This is a genomic window from Pseudomonas sp. BP8 (assembly GCF_017875955.1).
Classification (GTDB): Bacteria; Pseudomonadota; Gammaproteobacteria; order Pseudomonadales; family Pseudomonadaceae; genus Aquipseudomonas.
In genome coordinates this window covers 3,526,721-3,550,891 of sequence record NZ_JAGINK010000001.1, presented here as the reverse complement: position 1 = coordinate 3,550,891, position 24,171 = coordinate 3,526,721, and the positions used below count along the sequence as shown (strand labels likewise).

At 54.7% G+C, this 24,171-nt stretch carries 22 protein-coding genes and 2 pseudogenes; 18 read left to right on the top strand and 6 right to left on the bottom strand.

Annotated features, from left to right (window positions below; translation table 11 throughout):
• Positions 1-122 precede the first annotated feature (122 nt).
• On the top strand, positions 123-917 hold the full coding sequence (locus J3B00_RS15550; protein ID WP_209868433.1) for an SDR family oxidoreductase: 795 nt from the start codon (positions 123-125) through the stop codon (positions 915-917).
• A 95-nt stretch (positions 918-1,012) separates the two neighbouring features.
• Entirely contained in the window at positions 1,013-2,449 is a 1,437-nt protein-coding gene (locus J3B00_RS15545; protein WP_209868430.1) for a sugar porter family MFS transporter, read from the top strand.
• 86 nt (positions 2,450-2,535) lie between these two features.
• On the opposite strand, the gene J3B00_RS15540 is transcribed toward J3B00_RS15545, so the two are convergent.
• Positions 2,536-3,534: a LacI family DNA-binding transcriptional regulator gene (locus tag J3B00_RS15540; protein ID WP_209868428.1), complete on the bottom strand. Its 999-nt coding sequence runs from the start codon at positions 3,532-3,534 to the stop codon at positions 2,536-2,538.
• A gap of 161 nt (positions 3,535-3,695) precedes the next feature.
• Between J3B00_RS15540 and J3B00_RS15535 the strand changes: the two genes are divergently transcribed.
• Together J3B00_RS15535 and J3B00_RS15530 are read left to right on the top strand one after the other, a co-directional pair.
• Complete coding sequence (locus J3B00_RS15535; protein WP_245362565.1) at positions 3,696-6,137, top strand: membrane-bound PQQ-dependent dehydrogenase, glucose/quinate/shikimate family; 2,442 nt, start codon at positions 3,696-3,698, stop codon at positions 6,135-6,137.
• A gap of 180 nt (positions 6,138-6,317) precedes the next feature.
• Positions 6,318-7,610, top strand: coding sequence for a carbohydrate porin (locus tag J3B00_RS15530; protein ID WP_281076065.1), 1,293 nt, complete (start codon positions 6,318-6,320; stop codon positions 7,608-7,610).
• Between the two features lie 61 nt (positions 7,611-7,671).
• On the opposite strand, the gene J3B00_RS15525 is transcribed toward J3B00_RS15530, so the two are convergent.
• A complete protein-coding gene (locus J3B00_RS15525; protein ID WP_281075616.1) occupies positions 7,672-8,373 on the bottom strand; it encodes a FadR/GntR family transcriptional regulator in 702 nt (233 codons plus the stop codon).
• Positions 8,374-8,830: 457 nt separating this feature from the next.
• Here J3B00_RS15525 and J3B00_RS15520 point away from each other — a divergent pair, with 457 nt between their 5' ends.
• The 6 genes and pseudogenes from J3B00_RS15520 to J3B00_RS15495 form a co-directional block, all read left to right on the top strand.
• Positions 8,831-10,051 (top strand): mandelate racemase/muconate lactonizing enzyme family protein, encoded by a 1,221-nt coding sequence (locus J3B00_RS15520; RefSeq protein ID WP_209868421.1) that lies wholly within the window; start codon positions 8,831-8,833, stop codon positions 10,049-10,051.
• 125 nt (positions 10,052-10,176) lie between these two features.
• Positions 10,177-11,364, top strand: coding sequence for an MFS transporter (locus J3B00_RS15515; protein WP_209868419.1), 1,188 nt, complete (start codon positions 10,177-10,179; stop codon positions 11,362-11,364).
• A gap of 240 nt (positions 11,365-11,604) precedes the next feature.
• On the top strand, positions 11,605-12,177 hold the full coding sequence (locus tag J3B00_RS15510) for an AAA family ATPase (RefSeq protein ID WP_209868417.1): 573 nt from the start codon (positions 11,605-11,607) through the stop codon (positions 12,175-12,177).
• A gap of 589 nt (positions 12,178-12,766) precedes the next feature.
• A complete protein-coding gene (locus J3B00_RS15505; protein WP_245362564.1) occupies positions 12,767-13,273 on the top strand; it encodes a hypothetical protein in 507 nt (168 codons plus the stop codon).
• Between the two features lie 453 nt (positions 13,274-13,726).
• Entirely contained in the window at positions 13,727-14,128 is a 402-nt protein-coding gene (locus J3B00_RS15500; RefSeq protein ID WP_209868415.1) for a hypothetical protein, read from the top strand.
• Positions 14,083-14,250 (top strand): annotated as a pseudogene (locus J3B00_RS15495) (transposase domain-containing protein); the annotation flags it as partial. The gene J3B00_RS15500 and the pseudogene J3B00_RS15495, both read left to right, overlap by 46 nt.
• Before the next feature lie 5 nt (positions 14,251-14,255).
• Here the strand turns inward: J3B00_RS15495 and J3B00_RS15490 are convergent.
• Positions 14,256-15,011, bottom strand: a pseudogene (locus J3B00_RS15490) (NAD(P)-binding domain-containing protein); the annotation flags it as partial.
• 93 nt (positions 15,012-15,104) lie between these two features.
• On the opposite strand from J3B00_RS15490, the gene J3B00_RS15485 reads away from it, so the two are divergent.
• Both J3B00_RS15485 and J3B00_RS15480 read left to right on the top strand, forming a co-directional pair.
• Entirely contained in the window at positions 15,105-15,458 is a 354-nt protein-coding gene (locus tag J3B00_RS15485) for a helix-turn-helix domain-containing protein (RefSeq protein ID WP_209868410.1), read from the top strand.
• Between the two features lie 292 nt (positions 15,459-15,750).
• Positions 15,751-16,545 (top strand): OBAP family protein, encoded by a 795-nt coding sequence (locus tag J3B00_RS15480; RefSeq protein WP_209868408.1) that lies wholly within the window; start codon positions 15,751-15,753, stop codon positions 16,543-16,545.
• A gap of 438 nt (positions 16,546-16,983) precedes the next feature.
• Here J3B00_RS15480 and J3B00_RS15475 read toward each other — a convergent pair whose 3' ends face one another.
• A complete protein-coding gene (locus J3B00_RS15475) occupies positions 16,984-17,193 on the bottom strand; it encodes a hypothetical protein (protein ID WP_209868406.1) in 210 nt (69 codons plus the stop codon).
• Positions 17,194-18,271: 1,078 nt separating this feature from the next.
• Here J3B00_RS15475 and J3B00_RS15470 point away from each other — a divergent pair.
• The 4 genes from J3B00_RS15470 to J3B00_RS15455 all read left to right on the top strand — a co-directional run bounded on the left by J3B00_RS15470 (position 18,272) and on the right by J3B00_RS15455 (position 21,614).
• The gene (locus J3B00_RS15470; RefSeq protein ID WP_135291777.1) at positions 18,272-18,604 is read left to right on the top strand and encodes a transposase; all 333 of its coding nucleotides are present in this window, start codon (positions 18,272-18,274) and stop codon (positions 18,602-18,604) included.
• Positions 18,601-18,912, top strand: coding sequence for an IS66 family insertion sequence element accessory protein TnpB (gene tnpB, locus J3B00_RS15465; protein WP_209868404.1), 312 nt, complete (start codon positions 18,601-18,603; stop codon positions 18,910-18,912). The genes J3B00_RS15470 and tnpB overlap by 4 nt, the downstream gene beginning before the upstream one ends.
• Positions 18,913-18,984: 72 nt before the next feature.
• The gene (locus J3B00_RS15460) at positions 18,985-20,511 is read left to right on the top strand and encodes an IS66 family transposase (RefSeq protein WP_209868402.1); all 1,527 of its coding nucleotides are present in this window, start codon (positions 18,985-18,987) and stop codon (positions 20,509-20,511) included.
• Positions 20,512-21,428: 917 nt separating this feature from the next.
• The gene (locus J3B00_RS15455; protein ID WP_209868400.1) at positions 21,429-21,614 is read left to right on the top strand and encodes a hypothetical protein; all 186 of its coding nucleotides are present in this window, start codon (positions 21,429-21,431) and stop codon (positions 21,612-21,614) included.
• Between the two features lie 446 nt (positions 21,615-22,060).
• Here J3B00_RS15455 and J3B00_RS15450 read toward each other — a convergent pair whose 3' ends face one another.
• Positions 22,061-22,294, bottom strand: coding sequence for a hypothetical protein (locus tag J3B00_RS15450; protein WP_209868397.1), 234 nt, complete (start codon positions 22,292-22,294; stop codon positions 22,061-22,063).
• Between the two features lie 154 nt (positions 22,295-22,448).
• Between J3B00_RS15450 and J3B00_RS26650 the strand changes: the two genes are divergently transcribed.
• Both J3B00_RS26650 and J3B00_RS15445 read left to right on the top strand, forming a co-directional pair.
• Positions 22,449-22,742: a hypothetical protein gene (locus J3B00_RS26650; protein WP_245362820.1), complete on the top strand. Its 294-nt coding sequence runs from the start codon at positions 22,449-22,451 to the stop codon at positions 22,740-22,742.
• Positions 22,743-23,201: 459 nt separating this feature from the next.
• A complete protein-coding gene (locus tag J3B00_RS15445) occupies positions 23,202-23,399 on the top strand; it encodes a hypothetical protein (RefSeq protein WP_209875184.1) in 198 nt (65 codons plus the stop codon).
• Between the two features lie 138 nt (positions 23,400-23,537).
• Here the strand turns inward: J3B00_RS15445 and J3B00_RS15440 are convergent, their stop codons facing one another.
• Entirely contained in the window at positions 23,538-24,143 is a 606-nt protein-coding gene (locus J3B00_RS15440) for a DUF488 domain-containing protein (protein ID WP_245362563.1), read from the bottom strand.
• Positions 24,144-24,171 lie beyond the last annotated feature (28 nt).

Below are 24,171 nucleotides of genomic sequence, written 5' to 3'. Positions count from 1 at the left end.
CTGGCTCGCCTGTTAGCCAGCAAGTCTTATTTTACGACATAAAGCGCATGTCGACCGGTCGCACGCGGTGCGACTTGGTAGCTCATGAAAACGCTTTGGCAAGAACACATCAGGAGCGAAGAATGTCTGGTCTCAATGAGCGACATAAAGATTCAGTAGCGATTATCACTGGTGGCGCTCAAGGCGTCGGGCGTGCAATCGCCAACCAGCTGGTCAATGAAGGATGCCGTAAGCTGGTTATCGCGGGCTTAGATCGCGATAAGAACGCAACTACGTTTGCCGATTTTGAAGAACGCGGCTGCGAGGTCGTCTTCGTTGCCGCCGACCTGCAGAATGTCCAGTCCTGCTTGAACCTGGTTGAAGTGGCAGTCAATACCTTCGGTAACGTCAACGTTCTGGTGAACGCTGCAGGATCTGGTGCTCGCGGCTCCCTGGTGGAGACTACGGAGGAGACGTGGGAGCACCTCATGGGCGTTAACGCCCGCGCTCCATTCTTCATCATGCAGGCTTTCGTTAAACATCGCCTCGCGAAGGGTGGCGGCGGCTCGATCGTAAACATCGTTTCTCTTTGTGCACACTGCGGCCAGTCTTACTTGGCGGCCTATTCAGCATCCAAAGGTGCCTTGGCAACGCTTACTAAGAACGTCGCAAACGCATATCGCTTCGATCAGATTCGGTGCAATTCCATTTCGCCTGGCTGGATGGATACGCCGGGTGAAGATGCCACTCAACGCCGCTTCCATGGTGCCACAGACGGCTGGCTCGAGCGCGCGGAGGCAACTCAACCAATGAAGCAACTCTGCAAACCTCACCAGCTTGCTCACTTAGCGAGTTACATGCTCAGCAATGAAGCTGGTGTCATGACGGGGGCCATGATTGATTACGACCAAAATGTGAACGGCGCTTATCCGGAGTGAACCTGGACACACGCATCAAGCGGCTCTATCGCCTTATCAAAATCTCTAGTGCGCCATTAAATAGTAATTAATAACAATAGCAGGAGAAATCCAACATGGCCCATGTCAGCATACAACCGGCATCGTTATCCAATGTCCACCTCCCGCCCTTGCAAGATGGAGCTCACAACCGCCGACTGACGATGATCGCAGTAGTAGCCACTTTTGGTGGATTACTGTTTGGTTATGACACAGGCGTACTCAATGGCTCTCTGTCGTTCATCACCGATTACTTCGGCCTGACCACCTTCCAGCAAGGGAGCATTGCTTTCTCCTTGTTAACAGGCGCAACCCTGGGAGCGTTAATTGCCGGTTCAATTTCTGATCGAATTGGCCGCCGGAAGATGATCTTGGTGCTGGCCCTAATGTTCCTCGTGAGCACATTGGGCTGTGTGCTCTCTCCGTCCTACCACGCTCTGATTTTCTTCCGATTCATTTTGGGCCTGGCAGTAGGGGGAGCCTCGGTTACAGTTCCAGTCTATCTTTCAGAGGTCGCCCCTTTCGAGCGACGAGGTAGTACCATCGGATGTAACGATGTGATGATCGTGAGCGGACAGTTCCTCGCCTTTCTATTAAATGCAATCATCGGCAACCTGTGGGCAGACAACCCGGAAGTTTGGCGTCTGATGCTTTCGATTGCTTTGGCCCCCGCTGCAGTGCTGTTCTTGGGGATGTTGACCATGCCGGAGAGTCCACGCTGGCTTATCTCCAAAGGTAGGAATGATGAGGCTCTGGCTGTACTCAAGACAGTCCGATCGGCCGAGCGAGCTGAAGCTGAAATGGCCGAAGTGGATCGCCTTGCCAAGATGGAGGAACGCAAAGTGCGCGGCACTTGGTCGGACATTTTGAATGAACCCTGGCTGTTCAGACTGCTGCTGGTCGGTATCGGCTTGGCCGCTTTCCAGCAACTGACAGGCATGAACTCGGTGATGTACTACGGCACTCAGATCCTCGAGCAAGCCGGTTTCAGCCGCAACAGTGCGTTGGCATTCAACGTCCTGAACGGCCTGGCGGGTACTGGTGGCATGTTAATTGGCCTGAGCGTTGTGAACAAAGTCGATCGTCGAAAGATGCTCACCTACGGCTTCTTGGCAGTTGCTTTGCTGCACGCGCTGATCGGCACTATCGGCATCCTCGTTCCGTTTGAAAACCCACTGCGGCCGTACCTGCTCACGGTAGGTATCGTCGGTTTCGTCTTAGTCGTACAAGGCACATTAGCTCTGGTCTCCTGGGTCGTTCTTTCAGAGATCTTCCCACTGAACGTTCGTGGCCTGATGATCGGTTTGAGCGTGGCCGTGCTCTGGCTGACCAACTCCATCGTATCTCTCGTGTTCCCGTCGGTGGTGCACGCGATGGATTTCGGAACATTCTTCCTATTCACAGTGACCTGCTTATTCGGGGCACTGTTTATTCAGGTGTGCTTGCCTGAAACACGCGGGAAAAGCCTTGAAGCCATTGAAGAGGAGAACATGGCCAGACAGAAAAACCTTTAACTGACGGAACCAATCCAGGTTGCTCTTACGTTATGGGCATTTCGCGAGAGCAACCTCGGATCTTAACATCTCTGCCACACCAGGACTTAACCCAAAGAAAACCGAGAGTACATTTCGATGGGGAGGATATTTTGATCGGGAATTTTTTGACCCTCAACAATATCCTTGAGAATGTGCGCCATCATTCGCAGCATTTTCTGCCTATCTTTGGTCAGCGTGTAGTCAATAACACCAGACTTTATTAACGGTTCGGTAACTGAGTTTATCTCATGAGCAACAAATATTGTCTTGCCGTCTAGCCCATGCTTTTTCAACGCATCTGCCAGGCCTTTGTTACCCCCTGCAGCGTTGTAAATGCCGTCCAAGGCACCATGCTTCTGAATCAGCTTCATCGTCTCTGTGTATGTACCGTCATCGGTATCACCACCGCTGACAACTTCAAGGACATTGACCTTTGGAAACTGGTGCCGCATCAATGATCTGAAACCTATTTCGCAGTCTTCATGGTTCGAGTAGGAATAGTTAGCGACCACGACAGCGACATTCGGAGCGTCATAGGCTTCCAGGTGTCGACCAATCAAAAATGCTGCGCTCTGGCCTGCCGCTCTGTTGTTTATTCCTATATAGGCATGCCTTACGTCTGCATTCAGGTCGGTGACCAATGAAACAACAGACAGATCTTTGGCTATGCAGTCTCGAAGGACTTCATGAATTGATGAGCTATTTCTGCTGATGATGCCAATCCCATCGGCAGTTCTTGCTGCCTTGCGAATGGAGGCAGCAACTTGCTCATCGTCGAATCCGACACAAGCAACTACATCTATTTTTATTTTTGATCGCGCGAGCTCTGCCTCAAGGCTCCTGGCGCAATCAATAAGGGAGTCAGTGAACGCGCCCCCAGCCTGGGCGATGAGTTTGAAGCTGTAATGCCTCATTTTCGCCGCCTCAAGCTCCTTGATCGCTGCATCAACAGCTTTGATGGTTCGCGGATGAACGCCAGGACGGTTATTCAACGCTCGATCAATGGTTGCACGACTAAGATTCGTCAATTCCATCAATCGCTTAACGCTTGGTCTGCCTTTCATGTCAGCCCCCCACATCACGGTTTACAAGAGATTAGCCGAGCTTTTGGAAAATTGAAACGCCTCATAATGAGGCATCTTACAAATAGAAATGACTCATTTACACAGATACCATGAGGCAAAATGACGCACCATAATCATTTTGCATCAAGGACATCCCTAAGATGTCCGCATCACTAGGACGCATCACCAGAGGTTCACTACCAATGATAAGAAATCGGAATTGGATAACTGCCGTGCTCGGCAGTGTCTTTTTACTGCTCGGCATTGCCCTTGCCGCAGGCGGCGGCTATCTCATCTCCCTAGGAGGATCTTGGTTCTATCTGCTGGCCGGCCTGGCTTGGGCGGCAGCAGGTTATGCAGTCATCAAAAAACAGGCACTTGGACTGGTTATCGTCCTGACCCTGCTGCTGGTAAGCCTGATCTGGGCTTTCTGGGAAGTCGGCGCAGATTTCTGGCAGGTAGTGCCGCGCGTCATCGTGTTCCTGGTGGTGGCCATTGTCACCGCAGCCGTTTCCCCACTGCTTCTTCGTGGCGGTAACCGCCCAGCACTGCCCAATAAAGCAGCTGCCGGTTTAGCCATATCCCTGGCGGTAGCTCTCATGGGCGTGTTTGTAGGCATGTTCCGTCCGCACCCCGAGGTCGTCGCTCAAAGCGATGTTCCCGCCGAAGTGATCAACCCTACTGCTGGCGAAGCTGACGGCGATGATTGGGTCTCCTGGGCTCGCAACCAGAGCGGCCATCGCTATGCCCAGTTCACTCAGATCAACAAGAAGAACGTTACCGAACTCAAGGAAGCCTGGACTTACCGCACTGGCGACTTGGCGCTCAATGGCGCCGAGTACCAGGTCACTCCTTTGAAAGTTGACGACACACTGTATCTTTGCACGCCATTCAGCAAGGTCATCGCGCTCAATCCAGAATCCGGTAAAGAGCTCTGGAGATTCGACCCAAAGATGGCCACCGGCCAAGGTGAAGGTGACGGCGGCAAGGGCTGGCAGCGCTGCCGTGGTGTAGCCTACACAGAGACGCCGACAGCCAACCCGGAAGAAGCTTGCCAGGCACGTATCGTTCTTACGACCATCGATGCTCGCCTGTTTACCCTCGACTCGAAAACCGGCGAGGTCTGCCCGAACTTTGGCGAGAACGGCAGCGTAAACCTCTACAAGGGCTTGGGCCCACGCGCACCAGGCACTTACTTCCCAACTTCGGCGCCAACCGTTGCCGGCGACGTTGTAGTTGTCGGTGGTTTGATCGGTGACAACGACAACGTTGGCCAGCCCTCTGGCGTCGTCCGTGCGTACAACGTGCGCACGGGTGCAATCACCTGGGCATGGGATCCAGCCAACCCTAAACGCGGCACCCCGCTCCCAGAAGGCGAAGTCTATGCACCGGAGTCTCCGAACTTCTGGGGCACAGCTGCATATGACCCAGAACTCGGCCTGGTTTACATTCCCACCGGAAACCAAACCCCCGACTTCTTCAACGGTAATCGCCACGACTATTCGGATGAGTATAACGACTCGATCGTCGCGATCGACGTAAAGACTGGCGTGGACAAGTGGCATTTCCGCACCACTAACCGCGACATGTTCGACTATGACGTCTCGACTCAACCAATCTTGTACGACCTGCCGAAACCGGACGGTTCTGTCACCCCAGTAGTCATCCAGATGACCAAGCGTGGCGAGATCTTTGTTCTGGATCGCCGGGACGGTACTCCGGTCTTCCCGGTTGAACAGCGTCCAGTTCCAACCGACGCCATGCCGGGCATGAAGCCTGCTCCAACGCAGCCATTCTCTGCGCTGTCGATTGGCGCCGCTCCACTGAAAGAATCGGACATGTGGGGCGCGTCGATTTTCGACCAGCTGTACTGCCGGATCCAGTTCAAGAAAATGCGTTGGGAAGGCCCATTCACTCCGCTCTCTGACAAGCAGCGCACCTTGATCTGGCCAGGCTACTACGGCGGCATGAACTGGGGCGGCGGCGCCTTGGATCCATCCACTGGCACCTTGATCGTGAACGACATCCGCATGGCCATGTGGGCTCGCTTCATGAAACGCGAGGACGCTACCAAAGCGGGTCTGGTCTCCTCCGCAGAGGGCGAATACTCGCAACAACTGGGTACTCCGTGGGGCGTTGAGCGCTCGATGTTCCTGTCCCCACTCGGAACACCATGCTTCAAGCCGCCGTTCGGTTCGATGACCGCAATCGACCTGCGCACTGGCAAGACCAAATGGCAGGTACCAATGGGCACCTTGGAAGACGCACGTATCCGCAATAGCTTCCTGCCCAAAGACGGCGTCATCTCTGGCCTTCACATTCCAGTAGGCATGCCAACCCTGGGCGGCCCAACCGTCACCAAGGGCGGCCTGACCTTCTTCCACGGCTCGCTGGATTACTACATTCGCGCGCTGGACAACGATACCGGTGAAGAGCTGTGGCGCTCGCGCCTGCCAGTAGGCGGCCAGGGTGCCCCAATGACGTACATGGGCAAGGACGGTCGACAATACGTAGTAGTGGTAGCAGGTGGCGCCACCCGTACCGGTACAAACGCTGACCGTGGCGATTACGTAATCGCCTATGCACTGCCTGAAGCACCTTAAAACAAGTAAGTAAACCAACACTAATACAGGATGCCAAGCATCCTGTTTTAGCGTCGCGGGCGCATTTTATCTAATCGCTAATAAAACAAACTTCAAAGTTAACAATAAAACAACAAAGAGGAATTAGGGATGGGCCAACACAAACTCGTTGGATCACTGGGCTCTCTCACGCTCATCGCAATGGCAGTGACCACACAAACCCATGCGCATGATGCATTTTCTGCCACTTCGCCCTGGATGTCCGGCGACTGGGGAGGTACCCGTACCGACCTCATCGAGAAAGGGTACGACTTCACCATTGACTACGCGGGCGAAGCGGCCAGCAATATCCAGGGTGGCTACGACAAAAGCACTACGGCCCGCTACAGCGATCAATTTGCCTTCGGCATGCACCTCGATCTCGAAAAAATCCTGGGATGGTCGGATGCGGAATTCAAACTCACAGTGACCGAACGAAGTGGCCGCAGCCTTTCTGCTGACCGGATCGGCGACCCGCGCGCAGGCCAGCTGAGCGCAGTGCAAGAAGTCTATGGACGGGGCCAAACCTGGCGCCTCACCCAGATGTGGTTCAAGCAGCAATACTTCGATAAGTCGCTGAGCGTGAAGTTCGGTCGCTACGGGATCGGTGAAGACTTCGGCGTTGCGCCATGCGACTTCATGAACTTGGCACTTTGCGGCCCGCAGGTTGCCAACTGGGCTGGCGACGTATGGTTCAACTGGCCCGTCAGCCAGTGGGGTATGACCGTCAAATACAACTTCATGCCTGACCTTTTCCTCCAGGTTGGCGCATTCGAGCAGAATCCTTCGTACCTGGAAACGGGCAATGGATTCAAGCTGAGCGGTAGCGGCACTAAAGGCGCGATCATACCCGCCGAGCTAGTCTGGTCGCCGAAGGTGAATGGTCTACCTGGTGAATACCGGCTTGGCTATTTCTACAGCACCGCCAAGGCGAATGACATTTACGAGGATGTTAACGGGCAGTCCCAGGCCTTGACCGGCAACGACTTCAAGCGTCATTCCAGCAAGCACTCAGCCTGGCTCTCGTTCCAGCAGCAGCTCACCGCTGATAGCAGCGACGCAAGTCGAGGCTTGACGCTGTTCGCCAGCGCTACCATCCACGACAAAGCTGCAAGCTTGATCGACAACTCCCAGCAAATCGGCATTGTGTACAAAGGGCCTTTCGACGCTCGACCCAAAGATGATATTGGCTTGGGCATAAACAGGATTCACGTCAACGATGACGTAAGGAAGCGCGCAGAAGAGCTCAATGCGCTGAACGGCGTGAGTGACTATGACAACCCTGCGTTCAACCCTCTTCGTCGGACGGAGTACAACGCCGAGCTTTACTACGGGTACAAGGCTACCAATTGGCTGACGCTGCGACCGAACCTGCAGTACGTCAAGAGCCCTGGAGGCATCCATCAAGTGGATGATGCAGTGGTCGCCGGCCTGAAAATCCAGGCTTCTTTCTGACCTGATTCCTGCGGCGCTCTCCGGCGCCGCAATTCAGAATCCTAGGGCAGAGTGTGATGCCTCAATCTGCCCCAAACAGGCGCCGTATGCCTCCAGAGAGGTGTGCTTCCATGGCTCGTCGAGCCCGTTGCGGGTCACGTTCGCGAATGGCCGCCTCGATCTCCCGGTGCTCGTCAAGCACCTGGGATGTGCGAGCAACAGTTGGCTTGATAGACAGATCTCGAATCAGCCGGATGCTGAACCGCATTTGGCTGGCAACTGAATCCATCGTTTGAGCATAGAAGCGGTTGCCGCTCGCACGTGCGATGGCAATGTGGAATGCCAGGTCTTCCTCTATGCCAGAGAGCCGGTTCGCGAGTGCTTCACTCATTTTTTCATGAGCTAAGGAAATCTGAGCGATGGCCTCTTCATCGGTTGATTCAGCAGCGAGTGCTGCCGACTCGATCTCGATGTTCATTCGAAACTTCAGAAAGTCGCGAACGTCAGCGATGCTCGCTAATGCTCCGTAGACCGCCGCAGGCGCTGACTCCACTGATGGAGCACTCACGTAATGCCCTGAGCCCTTGCGCGAATAGATTTTCTCCTCGCTACGAAGCTTGTCCAAAGCCTGTCGTAAGACCGGCCTCGAGACTCCGATCTGTCGTGCGAGCTTCTCTTCGCTTGGAAGGCGTTCGGCGGGCGCAAACTCGCCATTGGTCAGCATCCCTAGCAGCCTTGTGTACGCCTGACTACTTAGGGAAGGAAGTTGTTCGTCCTGGTTCATACCTGTCATTCAAATAAGGATCCCGGTGTCAGAAAGGTGACATCCGAAGAGGATGTTACGGATTGAGACATCAAAAGACAGCTAGGTGCATCCAATGACAGCAATAACGGCCTTGGGAAACTGACCTTGGGGGCGCCCTGCCTTCATTCTGGCAGCTAGGCCGCCTTGACACCAGCTGCCAGAATAGATTATTACATGTTTTGACAGATTGCGAATAGCTGTCAATACTCGTTTAAAGCAGTTATCCAGATGCTTCCTGAGTCGATAACAGCGCAGTCAGAGGCGCAAACTGCCCCCCCACGCAGGCGGTGGGCTAGCAACTCAAGTCACTCATTCGGTGGGTAATCAGCGGCATCCCGAGAATCAGCCACAACAGGTTTACACAGATTCGACAGGTCGACACAGCCAGACGACTCCCCCTGACGTCCATACCACAACAAATCACACAGGCACGTCTATGTCCCAAATCACCGCAGTACGCACCCTACGAATCAAAGAGCACCCAAATCTGATCTGGGTCGAGATCGAAACAGCAGACGGCCTTGTCGGGCTGGGTGAGTCCTTCCGTGGAGCTGCAGCCGTTGAAGCTGTCCTTCACGACCAATACGCTCCTCTTCTCATTGGTAAGGACTCAGAGCAGATTGAGGCCATCTCCTACCAGTTGATGACGCCGTACCTGGGATACAACAGCAGCAGTGCTGAAGTTAGGGCTGCGAGCGCCGTAGACATTGCCCTGTGGGATCTGTCAGGACAGCGCCTGAACAAGCCAATTCACGCCCTGTTGGGTGGCCGTGTACGAGACAGCATCCCTGTCTACAACACCTGTGCCGGCTATCGCTTTAATACTGCCGGCAGCGTGCGCAGGGACATCGGCTCCGGCGACCTCAGCTCCGGCCCCTACGATGACCAGATCGCGTTTATGCGCGACGCCGGAGCTTTGGCGGAAAGCCTGGTGGAGGAAGGCTATCGAGCCATGAAAATTTGGCCATTCGATGTGTTTGCTCCAGCCAGCAATGGCCAGCTCTTGACTCTGGATCAACTCAAGCAGGGCCTTGAGCCTTTCCGTAAGATCCGCCAAGCGGTTGGCGACCGCATCGAAGTCATGTGCGAACTCCACAGTTTGTTCGGCACCCATGCAGCGACGCGCATCTGCCAAGCTCTGGAAGAGTACAACGTCTATTGGGTGGAAGATCCACTCAACAAAATGGACAACGCCCAAGCCCTGGCTGACCTTCGCCGTCGTACCAGGGTGCCAATTTGCGGCAGTGAAACCTTGGGGAGCGCCAAGCAATACAATGACCTGCTGGCCGCAGATGCGATCGACATCGTCATGCTTGACCTCGCTTGGTGTGGCGGCATCAGCGAAGGTCGCAAGATCGCCACGCTGGCTCAGATCCACGCCAAACCGCTCGCGCCTCACGACTGCACAGGGCCGGTTACATTGATGGCCGGGCTGCACCTGGCGGTGCACGCTCCTACAGCCATCTTCCAAGAGGTCGTTCGCGCAACCCTGGCAACGTGGTACCGCGACCTGGTCACTGAACTGCCGGTCATCCAGCACGGCGCAGCCCTAGCCCCGACCGCTGCCGGCCTCGGCACCAAGCTGACCTCAACCCTGAAACGCAGGGATGACCTGATCATCAAGGAAAGCGGCAAGCCACGGCAGATGGTGTACTAACCAACCCGGCCAGCAGGCGACAGCACATGCCGCCTGCTTGGATCAGCATGAACTGTGAGTAACTGATGCCTTTGCCCACCTGGCAACAGGCACCCCATTGCGTCGATTAGTGGATAAGAAAATAAATGACCGCCCAGGAAGCATTGCCGCTTGTGCCGACAAAAGGCGCCTTGATCAAACTGCAAGCGGCGTTGGCTGTAGGTAGCTTCGCGATTGGCACCGGCGAATTCACGATTATGGGGTTGATGCCAGAAATGGCTCAGAACCTCAGCTTGACCGAGCCAGAGGTTGGCCATGCGATCAGCTCCTACGCGCTCGGGGTGATGGTGGGAGCCCCTCTCCTGTCCATCTTGGGCTCAAAGCTCCTGCGCAAGCACATGCTTCTCCTCCTCATGGCTATGTACGCAATCGGCAATATGGCTACGGCCTTCGCTCCGTCTTACTTAGAGCTGGTGGCTTACCGATTTATTAGCGGCCTGCCCCATGGGGCGTTCTTCGGTATCGCGTCGGTCGTCGTATCCAACATGGTACCGATGAACCAACGGGCCAGCGCGGTCGCTCGGGTGTTTTCAGGCCTCACCCTGGCCATGCTTCTAGGCAACCCCATTGCAACCTACCTGGGGCAGTTCTACGGATGGCGATCAGCCTTCGTTATGGTGGGTTTGATCGCGCTATTCTGCATCGCTCTCGTCTGGTGGTACTTGCCACTCAAACGCGACGAGGCTCGTGGCAACCCTCGGAAAGAGCTTAAGGCGTTCACGCACCCTCAGGTCTGGATGGCGCTGCTCATCGCCGCTATCGGGTTCTCTGGGATGTTCTGTGTCTCCAGCTACCTGGCGCCGACAATGATCGAGGTCACCAGAACCTCGCCCGAATGGATTCCGGTTGGCTTGGCCGTGTTCGGCATCGGCGGAATTATCGGAAACACAGCCGGAGGAAAGCTATTCGACTCGATGGGTTTTCGCGCAGTTGGCTTTATCCTAGCGTGGTCGATCGTAGTGCTCGCGCTCTTCCCACTTCTGGTATCTACGCTTGCTGGCGTGGTGCTCAGCATAGGCCTGATCGGCACCATGATTGCCTTGGCAGCTCCGATACAGATTAGGCTGATGGATATCGCTCATGAGGCTCCAAGCTTGGCTGCGGCCTCCAGTCATGCCGCATTCAATCTGGCGAACGCGCTCGGCCCTTGGCTGGGAGGTATGGCGATTACAGCTGGGCTTGGATGGACTTCGACTGGTTTCATAGGCGCTCTTACAGGAGTTCTGGGGATTGGTTTGTTTTTCGCCGCAAGGCGAATGAAAGGCGGACAGTGAAATCAGAGTGACCTGCGTAGCCCACTTGACAGCCAGTACCAATACTACGCCCGCCAAGTGCAATGCGAAACTGTGAGCGCGACCTCGCGCACGGATTAATGAACACCTCTTCCCCTGCTACCAAAGCATATGCTTTGTTACACTCAAAGGCATTGTGCCACCACCCCTCTCAAGCTACGCTCGAAGGGCCAGACATGCATTCGGCCCAAACACAATTATGAGCATGAGTGAGATAGGGAAATGTCGATTCCAAAAATAACTAAACTGCTAATCAAGAATTTCGGGTGTATTGGCCCTGAGGGGATTGCAGTTGACATTGACAAAATTGTAGTTCTTGTCGGCGCTAACAATTCAGGAAAAAATACAATCCTCCGCGCGTTCGAGGTAGTTACAGAGGGTCAAAAGCTCACCCAAGATGACTTCTACAATCGCCAAATTATTCCGGGCGCTTTGCCTGAGATTGAACTGCACTCTGTAGTTATCGAAGATAACAAACCTGGAGTTGAGTGGTGTGCGGTTGCCCCAAATGATACGTGGGTAGTAAAAGAACGATGGACTTGGGCCGGGGCCAATATCGACCCCGTCCGTATTGGCTACAATGTCAATCTAGGTCGCTGGCCTGAAGCCGCCGACAAAGAAAAGATGCCATGGGGTATGAAGTCACTGTCGAACTCAAGAAGGCCAAAGCCTCATCGAGTCAATACATTCGATAACCCAGGAGCGCAGAGCAAGGCCATCACTTCTTTGCTCAAAAGCCTCCTTACATCACTAGGCAAAAGGACATCGAGAAGAAGCCAGTCTCTTACAACATAAAATGGTCGACCCTGGTTATTTGCCCATGCTGTTTCCACGATAAGCTCATCTGATTGGCCGTCCCCTTCCAATGGACGACCGTTTTCGGATAGAAGGTCTGCTACCAACGCTGATTCCACTTTCCCTACCTAATTCGTTTTTTGAGCTACATATTCAATCGCTTCATTTCGGTATGTGGGGCTCAGTGAAGGGCGCCCGTGAGCTCAGCACTACCACCGTCCGGCGACCAATCACACACTACATAAGTGCTACCGTTCACTGTATGAAATAGATAGTACGCACCATACTCGATATGCTCGCGTAACGGAGATGCTCGGATTGTTGACCCATCATGGAATCGCCCGCGACAATCGCGATAAACGATTCCAACCAGGCAATTGATTGCCACATCGTAAATCGCACAGCAGAGAAAGCCCGTTATAGCGGTGCCGAAACTCGTGGCCATCGCCCGCTCCACGTTGGCAGGCACAATCCCAGGTGGTGTTTCTGTTGGTGACTGCTGACTAGCTAAAAGTTCAAGGTTGCTGGACATCTCAGTGCACCTGGCGAAATGGATGGATAGTTCTATGAGCCAGCGGAGGGTGAGGTGGTGATCGTCGATGTCTGCAACAGCATCGCCCAAGACTCCTTTTTCGAAGCAGAAGGCAAGGAACCGTTGAAACCGGATCCGAAAGGTTTCCTCGCTCGGTTTTTGCCTGATGTGTATGTGGTGCCCGGCGAGTTCGCCAGCAGCTTTGACAACTGGGGCACTCAGAAGCTTATCGAAAGCGACGTGCTGAAAGCCCCAGTTCAGCTTCTTCATCGGCCCAGCCTAATGTGCATAGACTTCGCCAAGACCGCGAGCGACGATGGGTTCGATGTGACCAGCGAGATGTTCTGCCCGTTCTTCATTCCGCAGTCGGTTTCGACGAGCTCTCCCTTGCCCCGCGACTTCATGAGCGAATGGCAGAGCCTCGACCAGAAGCACCACCATTACCGGCTTTGTGAGCACCTGGTTACGTTGATGGGTGGAGAGATCTTTGAAAGCTATGACATGGAGCAGGAAGTGAAAAAGGCTGGGCTGGAGGAGCTGCTGGACTGGGCAGGGGCCGCCTAGGTACTTGAATGACGAGGAGTCGAATCGAGATTCCCAAAAGCTCAGCTGGCCATCAAGTTGGAAGCCCATAGGTCTTGAATTCTTCGGGGTAACGCTGACGACTCCTGGCACCTTCTACTTGGGCCTCACTATGAGGCTTGGAGGTGTCTACGAAACCAGGGGCGATCCACACCATCAAAATCACAGTCATCTATTTTGGCAAGTACCGATTAAACTTCCGCACCTATCATTTGTCTAATCACCGCGAACAAGGTGATATCCATGCAAAATTTATTATTGCTCGAAGCTGCCGTTGATTCACTCTAAGCAGCTAATTAAACTGCCCCATTAGATATCAACAAGATGATAGAGCATTAACGCCATTTTGATTTTACGCAAAGGATCATCAGGATGAATAAACTCGTAATCTATCCACGTTTCAGTGGGCTGATTCAGTTTTGAATTGAAACATTTATGTGCCTGCATGGCCTCATCGGCCTTTTGGATGACAGCGGTGAAATCTTTGTTCCTGACAAAGATTATCAAAGCTGTGCTGGTGTCTCTCCACGACAAATACGAAAGAAGTTAATTGATCGCACTTTCAAAACCGGACGGGCCTGTCCAGAATTTACACTCCCCAACGAAACAAGTATTTCCTTCATTCCTTACAAGAATGTCAGTTTTGCCGCGCTTATTGAAGGTTTCGCCAGTAACGACGCCATTAACCGCAGCCTCCAAACTCACGAGCATATGGTCTCGCAGCCCCTCCTCATCTTTCTCAGAGTAAGTCGACGGCAAGCGTTCAAACATCTTCCCAACGCCGTCGATGCATACAGTCGGCCCGGCTCAACGGGCATGATCCGTATGCTTACCTGAAGGACGTACTTACTCGCCTGCCAACGCACCGGGTGAACGGGATTGATCTACTTTTGCCCCATAACTGGACTCATCCTTCATTCCAGGAGCCCGTGTTGCCTGAGATCGCTCTCGTTGCCTGAAGGCATCAATCCAGAGGGTTGAACGAGCGGTTCATGGCTACAACCTCGCCATGACTGGCGTTGGCCCCGAGCTTTGCAAAGTGCTTGGGCAACTCATCTCGCTTCGCTGCTGCCTGCCCTTTAACAGCCATCGAAAGCGCTTTCCGCATAGTCGCCGCGTCATAGTCGCAGCAGTAACTTGGCGTGGATGGTTGTTGCCTCCAGGACTCCTCAAGTGAACCTCCATCGACCGGGTCGAAGCCAGCTTCACTCACCAGAGACATTACTGTTTCTTTCGCTTTGGGATCGTCACCTGCCACAGCTGCTGCCAAGCGTCCTGGACTACCCTTCGGAAGGCCTAGCTCTGCCAATGTATAAGCCAGCACGTTGTTGAAGCCCTTGATCACAGGCCGTCCAATCTGTTTGGCAACCCAGACGCTTTCAGTCATTCCGTCATCAAGTTCTGCAATGCGGGGGTCACGCAACACAGGATAGTAATTGCTGGTGTCCACCACTGGGACGCCGTCAGGTACGGAGCTGAACAGATCAGAAGGAAGGGCACTCAAAGCAGGCAGCGGTATGGACAGCACGACCAAATCGACGCCGTTAACCGCGCCCCTAACATCAACAGGTTCGGCGCCTATCTCTTCGGCAAATGCGCGCACGCCGTTGACGCCTTTCGAATTCGCGACGCGGATATCATGACCGGCAGCTTTAAGCTTACGAGCGATGGTGGCGCCGATGTTACCAGTCCCAATGATGCCAATTTTCATACCCAAAGCCTCATAATCTTGTGTCTTGAACCGATTCTAAAGCCCTGATGTAATAATGGTAAGTACCTACCAAAAGGTGGGTAACTCACCATTGAGAAAGAAATGGAACGAGACTGGAATTGCAGTGATCCGCAAAACCGCCGGAATTGGGCTGAGGCAACTACCGAGACCCTTCGCGTGTTGGAGGGGAAGTGGAAGATCATCATCCTGTGCCAGCTTTTCGCGGCGAAGGGGGCACTTCGGTTCTCGGATATAGAGAAGCTAATCGAAGGGATCAATCAGAAGATGCTGATTCAACAGCTCAAGCAGCTAGAAAGGGACGGCATCGTGTTGCGGACGGTGTACCCGCAGGTGCCTCCTAAAGTGGAGTACCAGCTCACGGATATCGGCCACGCACTCGGGCCCTCAATACAGGCATTGATAGAATGGGCGGAAATGAGGCGCGACCAAGCCTGAGCGCAACCGTGCTTCGAAGCACTCACACGCCTAAGCGTCCGGCGCCCCTCGACTCTCGAGATGGGATCGCCGGACGCTTACAGCCATCACATCGTGAGCACTTTTCTTTCACTCAATTTTCACGGTGCTTGAGAGAACCTGAAGCCATCCCTACGTGTGATAGACCTTGCCCGCCTAGCAGCGGGCTTTCTTTTGCCCGCAATTCCTCTTCGAAACCCGGCCATTCGTCCTGTGGGGTGTCCGCTTCTAAGACCTAGGTTGTCTTCTAGGAACAATACCTAGAGGTACGCTCATGCGACAGTTGATCCAATCGATGTCCCTTCCCCTCGCCTGCACCCTACTGTGGGCTTGTTCCGCTCACGAAACAAAGTCGCCTGTAGAGACACCCGGCAGACCTGTATCAGCCACAACCCAGCTGCTTGAAGCCGGTGCAGCGGCGCTACAGTCCAAGCCGCCCATTGAGGCCATCAATGCCTACCTAGATGGCTTTCATTTCTATAATGGGCATCCCGGTGTTCAGATGGAGGCGCATCACTTCTGCTCCATCATGAATGAGGATGTCATCCAGTGCGTCATCTTCGACGGCAACACAAAGGATGCGAAGATCATGGGCGTCGAGTACATCATCGACGAGAAGCTTTTTGCCGGGTTACCAGCCAAAGAGCAGGCCATGTGGCACAGCCATGGCTACGAGGTCTCTTCTGGGCAACTAATCGCCCCAGGTATTCCTGCACCAGCTGAACATGCTCTGATGAAGCGACTTGCGCATACATATGGAAAGACATGGCACACCTGGCACACCGATCAGGACAAAGCGCTGCCTGTGGGTGTGCCGCAGTTGATGATGGGCTTTACCGCAGATGGGCAGGCTGACCCGGCGATGGTCGAACAGCGCAATCGGCGCCTTGGTATGGATGCTGCGAAAACCAGAGCTGAGCGGGCTGACATTCGTATTCCTGAGGCTGATCCCCATGCGGATGGCTGGCAGCACGGTAACGTCATCCAAATCAGCGATCCAACTGGCGCCCATGTACATCGCCCTTCAACAGCTACACCAGCCACTATAAATAGCCGATCCAGCCAATAGCCGCCTGCAACAGCTTCCTGTGGAGGGGGCCTGGGCGTGCCTCCTCCGGGGGAGCGGCTGTCGTGTACCGTACCCTGGCGCTGCCAGGGTACGGCCCTACCGGTCTTCCATCCTCACGCCTCTGCCCACCCATGGGCTGCGCGCTCCGCCTGCGGTAGGAGAAGCAAGTGGCTGCTGATGCAGCAAGGGTTGGCTCGTCATGCAAAATAAGGCCTATAGCAGAGGCAGCGACTCTTGAGCGTCCGCAATGGGGCGTTAATGGTCAATCGTGAATTACGCTTTCGCCTCTAGCCATGTGGACGGCTGGTCAAATCGAACGCAAGTGGCTGGTTACGTCGAATGCAAACGGTTGAACAGCATCGATGAAAATCACTGGTCACGTGCAGGGCAACTTCCCACTCCTGGCATGCAGGGGATCGGCCGGATGTAGGCCATCTGTTAATGGCGTTTCACTGCGGGCCCACCAAGGGCGTGTAGCTGATAGTCGGTGACAGCCTGGAAATGATGTTCAGCCATCAACCGCAGGCGTTCCAGCTCTGCTCCAATAACCCCTTCAGCCTGGGCTTGGTGGTACAGCTTGAGTGCTTCCACAGCCTCGGTGTACATGGGGTGGTCGGGCATGAGCACCTTACTCAGATCTCTGTTCACGATTTCTCCCTTTCGCCACGGCTATCCCGACACTACGCCATGCCACCAAGGCGTGTGTTCAGCCTACCACTGGTGGTCAGCTTGGACAGAGTGGGCATACATCAATGCTTCGTCCGCGAGCTCCAACATATCGGCCAAAGATTCCTGAATCTACCGCATGCGTATCACGTAGTGCATATGCGTGATGTAAAAGTTCCCTATGATGTTTCTTCGGCGCGAGGAGCAGTGCTTGGGTGTCGTTAAGCAGCTGCCGCCACTCTAGGAGCGACATTACCGGCAGATTGGTGCCTGTCATGGCGGCATCTCCTTTTACTGTATGTGCATACAGTATTCTGAAAAAGCCCGGCTGCATAGGTAGTGTGGACGAAATGCGCCTGCGATGAGAACAGATCAGTCACTGGAACGAGGTACGTTTTCGCTGGGAGTGGCGATGCGTCGCCCAGATGGAGAGAGTGTTCGAGATGAGGCGACGCCACGCCGCAATGGGGAATGTAGCGCGGAGATTTGACACGCTTCGATGGCGCTCGATTTCGACGTGTTATGTTTGGGCTATCACCCAAGGAGCGGAAGCATGGATCAGATAACCCAACTCGACATCAGCATCGGGCGAGTGTCGCGTATCGCGGACGAGCTCGAGCAGCAGGTAGCACCGTGCCCCGCATCCCGATTGAGATTTGTAACCTGGGTCACCGACTTGGTAGGCAATCCGTCAAGGTTGGCCGAAATTGAGCAGGCCTTGCCGAGCATCCCACAATGCCTGGTTTCGGCTTACACAGCCTGGGTTCACGCAGCGGTATGCGATAGCCCTCGCCCGATACTATTCACGTCCTTGTCACATGCAGTGCCGGAACGTTAACTACCCCTACGTATGATAGAAGCTCCCTTGCCAGCCTAGCAGCGGGCTGTCTTTTGCCCGCAATTCCTAGTCTCCCCCTGTCTCTCAGCCTGCTATATAACGTCAGAGGTGGGCATCAATGAGTAAGCGTCTGCCGAACACACCTTCAGAATCCCCAGATTAAGGGCGATGGTGTCCACCTAAAAATACGTGGACACCATCGCCCTTAATTCAAGGAACACCATGCGTCAGCGCACCTCTTATCCCAAACCCTTCAAGGCCCAAGTTGTCCAGGAATGCCTGAGCCCCGATGTATCCATTGCCAGCGTGGCGCTGCGGCACGGCATCAACGCTAATCTGGTTCGCAAGTGGATACCTATCTATCGTGACCGGCAGGCTTCTGGCTTGCCTGCATTTGTACCGTTTAAGCTTGAGACCGCTGCGGCGACGCCTGCTCGGCAGGATCAGGATGTAGCCCGCATCGAGATTTCTTCGGGGCAGCGAACAGTCACTGTGAGCTGGCCGATCTTCGATCCGGACGGCTGCGCACGCTTCATCCGCAGCCTCTCCCAATGATCCGCATCGACGCCATCTGGCTCGCCACTGAGCCCATGGACATGCGCGCCGGTACGGACACAGCATTAGCCCGTGTGGTCGCGGTGTTCGGTGCGGCGAAGCCGCACTGCGCTTATCTGTTCGCCAATCGCCGCGCTAACCGCATGAAGGTGCTCGTACATGATGGCGTTGGCATCTGGCTGGCCGCGCGCCGCCTGAACCAAGGCAAATTCCACTGGCCTGGCACTCATCGAGGCCACGAAGTTGAACTCGACGCCGAACAACTTCAAGCGCTGGTGCTGGGCCTCCTGGCAGCGGGTGGGTGCTAACGGTGTAATTACGTTGCTCTGAATCGGCTCTTTTAGCTGTGGCAGGTGTGCTGCTTTGGTAAAATCCAAGGCATGACTTCCTCGCCCAATCTCGACCAAATGACGCCCGATCAACTGCGTGCACTCGCTGCGCAGTTGCTGTCGAAGGTCGACACCATGGGCCGAGAGAGCCGTCGCGACAAGACCGTCATCGAGCAGCTCTCTCACGAATTTGCCGTCCTCAAACGCCACAAGTTTGCCAAGCGCAGTGAGCAAATCAGCCCGGCGCAAGGCAGCTTGCTGGATGACTTGCTCAGCACCGATCTCGAAGCCATTGATGCCGAGTTGAAAGCACTTCGTCCCGCCCCTGCACCGGACGAACCACGCCAACAGCCTAAACGTGCGCCGCTGCCGCCGCAGTTCCCTCGTACCGTCATTCATCATGAGCCAGAGAACACTCAATGCTCCTGCGGCTGCCAACTTCAACGCATCGGCGAAGACGTCAGCGAGAAGCTGGACTACACCCCCGGCGTGTTCACGGTTGAGCAACATGTACGTGGCAAGTGGGCCTGCCGCCAATGCGAAACACTGACTCAAGCGCCGGTACCGGCACAGGTGATCGACAAGGGCATCCCCACTGCCGGCTTGTTGGCCCACGTGATGGTGGCCAAGTTCGCCGACCACCTTCCGTTGTACCGGCAGGAAAAGATCTTCGGCCGTGCCGGCCTGGCGATCCCGCGCTCGACGCTGGCTCAGTGGGTCGGCCAAACCGGTGTACAACTGCAACCGCTGGTAGATGCACTGCGCGAAGCCGTGTTGGCCCAGCGAGTCCTCCATGCCGATGAAACACCGGTGCAGATGCTGGCCCCGGGCGAAAAGAAAACGCACCGAGCGTATGTCTGGGCCTACTGCACGACACCGTTCTCGGTACTGAAAGCGGTGGTCTACGACTTCAGCCCCAGCCGTGCAGGCGAAAATGCGCGCAACTTCCTAGGCACTTGGAACGGTAAGCTGGTGTGCGATGACTTCGCAGGCTACAAGGCTGGCTTCGAGCAGGGCATCACCGAAATCGGCTGCATGGCCCATGCCCGGCGCAAGTTTTTCGACCTGCATGTGGCGAACAAAAGCCAGTTGGCCGAACAGGCGGTGCACTCCATCGGCGGCTTGTATGAGGTCGAACGGCAGGCCAAGGACATGAGCGATGAAGATCGCTGTCGATTACGCCGAGAAATGGCGGTGCCCGTCGCTGAAAAGTTGCATGAGTGGATGATCGCTCAACGCGCACTTGTGCCCGAGGGCTCAGCCACGGCCAAAGCTCTGGATTACAGCTTGAAACGCTGGGTAGCGCTGACGCGCTACCTTGATGATGGTGCTGTGCCCATCGATAACAACGCCTGCGAAAACACGATAAGGCCGTGGGCGCTTGGTAGGTCGAACTGGCTATTTGCTGGATCGCTGCGCAGCGGTAAGCGGGCAGCGGCGATCATGAGCCTGATCCAGTCGGCGCGCATGAATGGGCATGATCCGTATGCGTATCTCAAGGATGTACTAATGCGGCTGCCGACGCAGAAGGCTAGTGAGATCGAGCAGCTACTGCCACATCAGTGGATGACGGGCTGACTTGCGCAAGGCGTATTCCCCGTACGCTTACATCAATGAGCCGCTTTGTTTACCTGGAACTGATACCTCGCTTGGTTCAACTCTGCCTCAGCCAGCCTAAGCTCTTTCTTGATACCCGTCCCCATCAAAACCAGGGTGGCGATCTTCTCGCGGGAAGCCGTCAGTTCCGCCCCAGAAGGGCGAGTTCGCTCTCTAGCAAAAGGCACTGCTGTTCCAACAGCTCCTCCCGTGAGAAGAAAGCAAGCGATAGTCGGCGGTCTCGGGCTTCGTCCTAGCGCTCGTCATTGGACAGGGTACAAATTTTCTCTTGAAGATCTTGCCGCGATATACTGTATGCATCAACAGTACCTCGACCTGATGCGCTGCGCCACCATTTAGCACCGCCACCTTGGTTTGCGACGTGATTCTAAACGGCACAGGTCTACGCTTGATCAATGGCGATAAGCACAGATGCAGGAGCCGCACATGTCACTAAAGTCGTCATTCGCCACCGTGCTTCGGGCGCTGCGCAACAAGCGAAACATCTCGCAGCGGGATTTCGGCGATACGAGTCGGACGTTCCTCTCCAAGCTAGAGGGTGCTCGATCAAGCATCACGTTAGACAAGCTCGAGCAGGTGAGTCAGCGGCTGGAGCTGAGCCCTCTAACGCTAGTCACCCTCACTTTGAGCGAGCAAACAGGTAAACCCGCAGCCGACCTCATTGACGGCCTTCGTCGGGAAATAGAGTCCCTAGAACAAGATGGAGCCGTATTGGTCTCAAGAACTCAACCCGCGCTGGTGCCTCCACTTCTGGACACTCCTCACAGGTCGTAAGGGCGCTGCCAGCGGAGACCCGCTCCCTTCCCCTTAAGCTAGAAGCCGCACGTCGCTTACTTGGTGTAGGTTAATTTGAGAAGCTGATGGAGTGATCTGCCGGATTGCTGGTCTCGGCCAGCTACACCTATGCAGTCAGCAAAGACTCGGACGGCGACCGCCTGAACACCGAAGTGCCTAGCGATATCCTGAAACTCTTCACTAGCTATCGCCTGCAGTGCGTGCCGCAATTGAAGGTGGGCGGTGGTGTTCGTTGGCAGGGTACCGAATACTACAAAGGCGAAGGCTAGGTGATTTCCGAGGACTACGGCGACAACCAGCGAGCGTCCATAGGTGGTGCAGCGGTACGTGGCTGGTAATGTTCATGGCGGCTATAGCGATCGGAACCATGGACGTCTTCAACTAAGCCGCGCATGCGACTCCAGCCCTCACAAGAGTTGGGATGTTCTGATGGTCGTTTGAACATTTGGGTGAGCTACTCAGATCCACGACCGCCGAGCTTAAATAAATCTTGGATACGCCCCTCGGCACCTGCCGAAATTTACCTCAACATCAGCTACATCAAACCGTTGCTATAGCCCCCAGCAGCCATGGTCAATCAAAGCGAAGCTTCCGCGGAGCGACTCTTTTACCGAGAATTGTCTTCAATAGACGCTTGCTTTGGGTCGTTAGCGGCGGGTGGGTCAATGAGGCAAACCTTGGCTTTGATAGCCGCACGGTCGAGCCCTCGCCAGCGTTACGCATTACCAGCGACGTTTGCGTCGTTCAGATCTTGCGCCCTATTGCGGTACTCGCACTCATACTCCGCTTCAGCGCGCGTGGAGTAGTTAAAGCTCAATCGAATTTTCTCTTGAGTATCGTAGAGATCATAGCCGTCACTTAGTGCGGTTGGAAAACCGGTGCGCCTTGGAAAAAGCTCCTTTTCCCGTGGCACAGCAGGAACCACTACAAAGCGCGTCTGCATGATCATTCCCCCCTCCGTAAGTCATTAGTATTAGTAGGATTATGTGAAAGCATCAAGTGAGACCATCGCTTTTCTCACAGACACCGCCTGGCACTATTCAGCTAGCAGCACCGCCTCACGCGGGCTACGCTTTCCTGACGAATATTCTGAGGAGCAAGTCATGCGACAGCGGGGGGAAGTATTCTGGGCCTGGGCAGATCCGAACCTGCATCACAGGACGCATCAGGAACTGCTTGACGATGGAGCTTCTCTGGACGTCCAGGTTCGCCTGTCACGTACCGGCGACACCCAACTCTTTATAGGTATCTATGAGTCGACAGGCGCGATGAGATACGAGGAAGCATATGACAAGCGTCCTGGAGAAACGATGAGTCGAGCGATGGCATGGGCTGCAGGTCGAGGTAGAGTAGTTGCGAATGAGCAGAAACCTGCTCGCGAGGTGCGAAGCCCTTGAGGGGCTAACAACGTAATCCAGGGCAAAGCTGGGCGGTGAATGGAAAAAATTTCTCAGTTCGAGGACGACATCGACCGGCTAGGGCGCATTGCAAGCGAACTTGAGAGGCAGATGGCCCTTGTCCCGAATCCGGGCTGCGACTCAGTGCATGGCTTGCCGATTGGACATTAAAGTACCCCCCGGATTGGTTGAGATGGATCAGTAATTACCCCACCTTCCACAGGCGCTAGAAACCACCTACTCCAGCTGGATTAAAGCCGTGATAGCTAAGCTTTCAAAGCGCCGGCGCCTCAACAACCAGGGGGTGTTGGTTTAAACGACCGGGACACTCCTGCGCCAGTTTGGTGGCCATCAACCAATTATCGCCTTCGAATGCCCACACTTAGAGAATGGTGTAGTCTCCCGCCACTTTTGACCTCCCTCTTCCTCACAGCCGGTCATTTCTCTGGAGAGCAATACGTGAAATGCAACAATGGCGCTGCCGCAATTCAGGCATGGCGTAACCGTTTTCTAAGGGATGGCGCCCTCGCGGAGGACGAGTATGACTCCGCTTGTCGCAGTGCCGAGGAGCTGGAACGTTCTGGCATCATCAGCGATATAGAGTGGGTTCACCTGGTCAAGCAAGCCAATGCAGAACTTCTGACCTTTAACGACTGACTCACTGCGTAGGCATCTACGTAGACCCAATCCCGCACAACCCCGGTGAGCCGGTACCAGAGCCGGAGATGGAAGCTCCAGATTGGCTCGAAGGTCAGGTGCCGCCTGAAGAACAAACTGATGGCTGAAGGTTTGAGGCTAGGTTGTAGGACTGTTGATATCCACTTTTCCCTCGGGGCGGGGGTACAGCACCTTCAGCTCTTGAGGGCGCGCTGCCGGAGTGAGGGTAGCCTTGCTAGATTTGCCCTCCTCCATGATGTGAAACACAGGGATTCCTCGGATCAGTAAGTAATCGCTGACGATTCTCCGATGACAGCGCCACCATACTGCTTCAGCGCACATGATCACGCACTGGTGCGTTTTGCTTACGGTAATCAACTCTCCTAGCCCCTCAGCAAAAGCCGGGGAAAACGCGTAATCCGCATAGTTGTGAAAGCTGCGATTCTCCCAGTACGCATTTGCATTTTCTTCAATCGTTGTCGACTTCTTGCGCAACCCGCCTAGCTTGGGTAGTTGACGGTAGGTGATCCCACACCGGTTCAATGAGTCAGGAAGCAGATCGATGTTGTATTGAGGATTCGTTCGGGATTTCGGCACTGTACGTATATCAACCACACACTCGACCTTGATGCTGTCTAATAGCCTCACGAATTCGTCGAAGGATCGGTTTGAGTGACCAATCGTATAGATCACAGAACTGCTCATACTCCACAGCCTCCTATGAATGACGATCAAGAACATCATGTCGCCACAACCTTGTGTTCCATGCCAA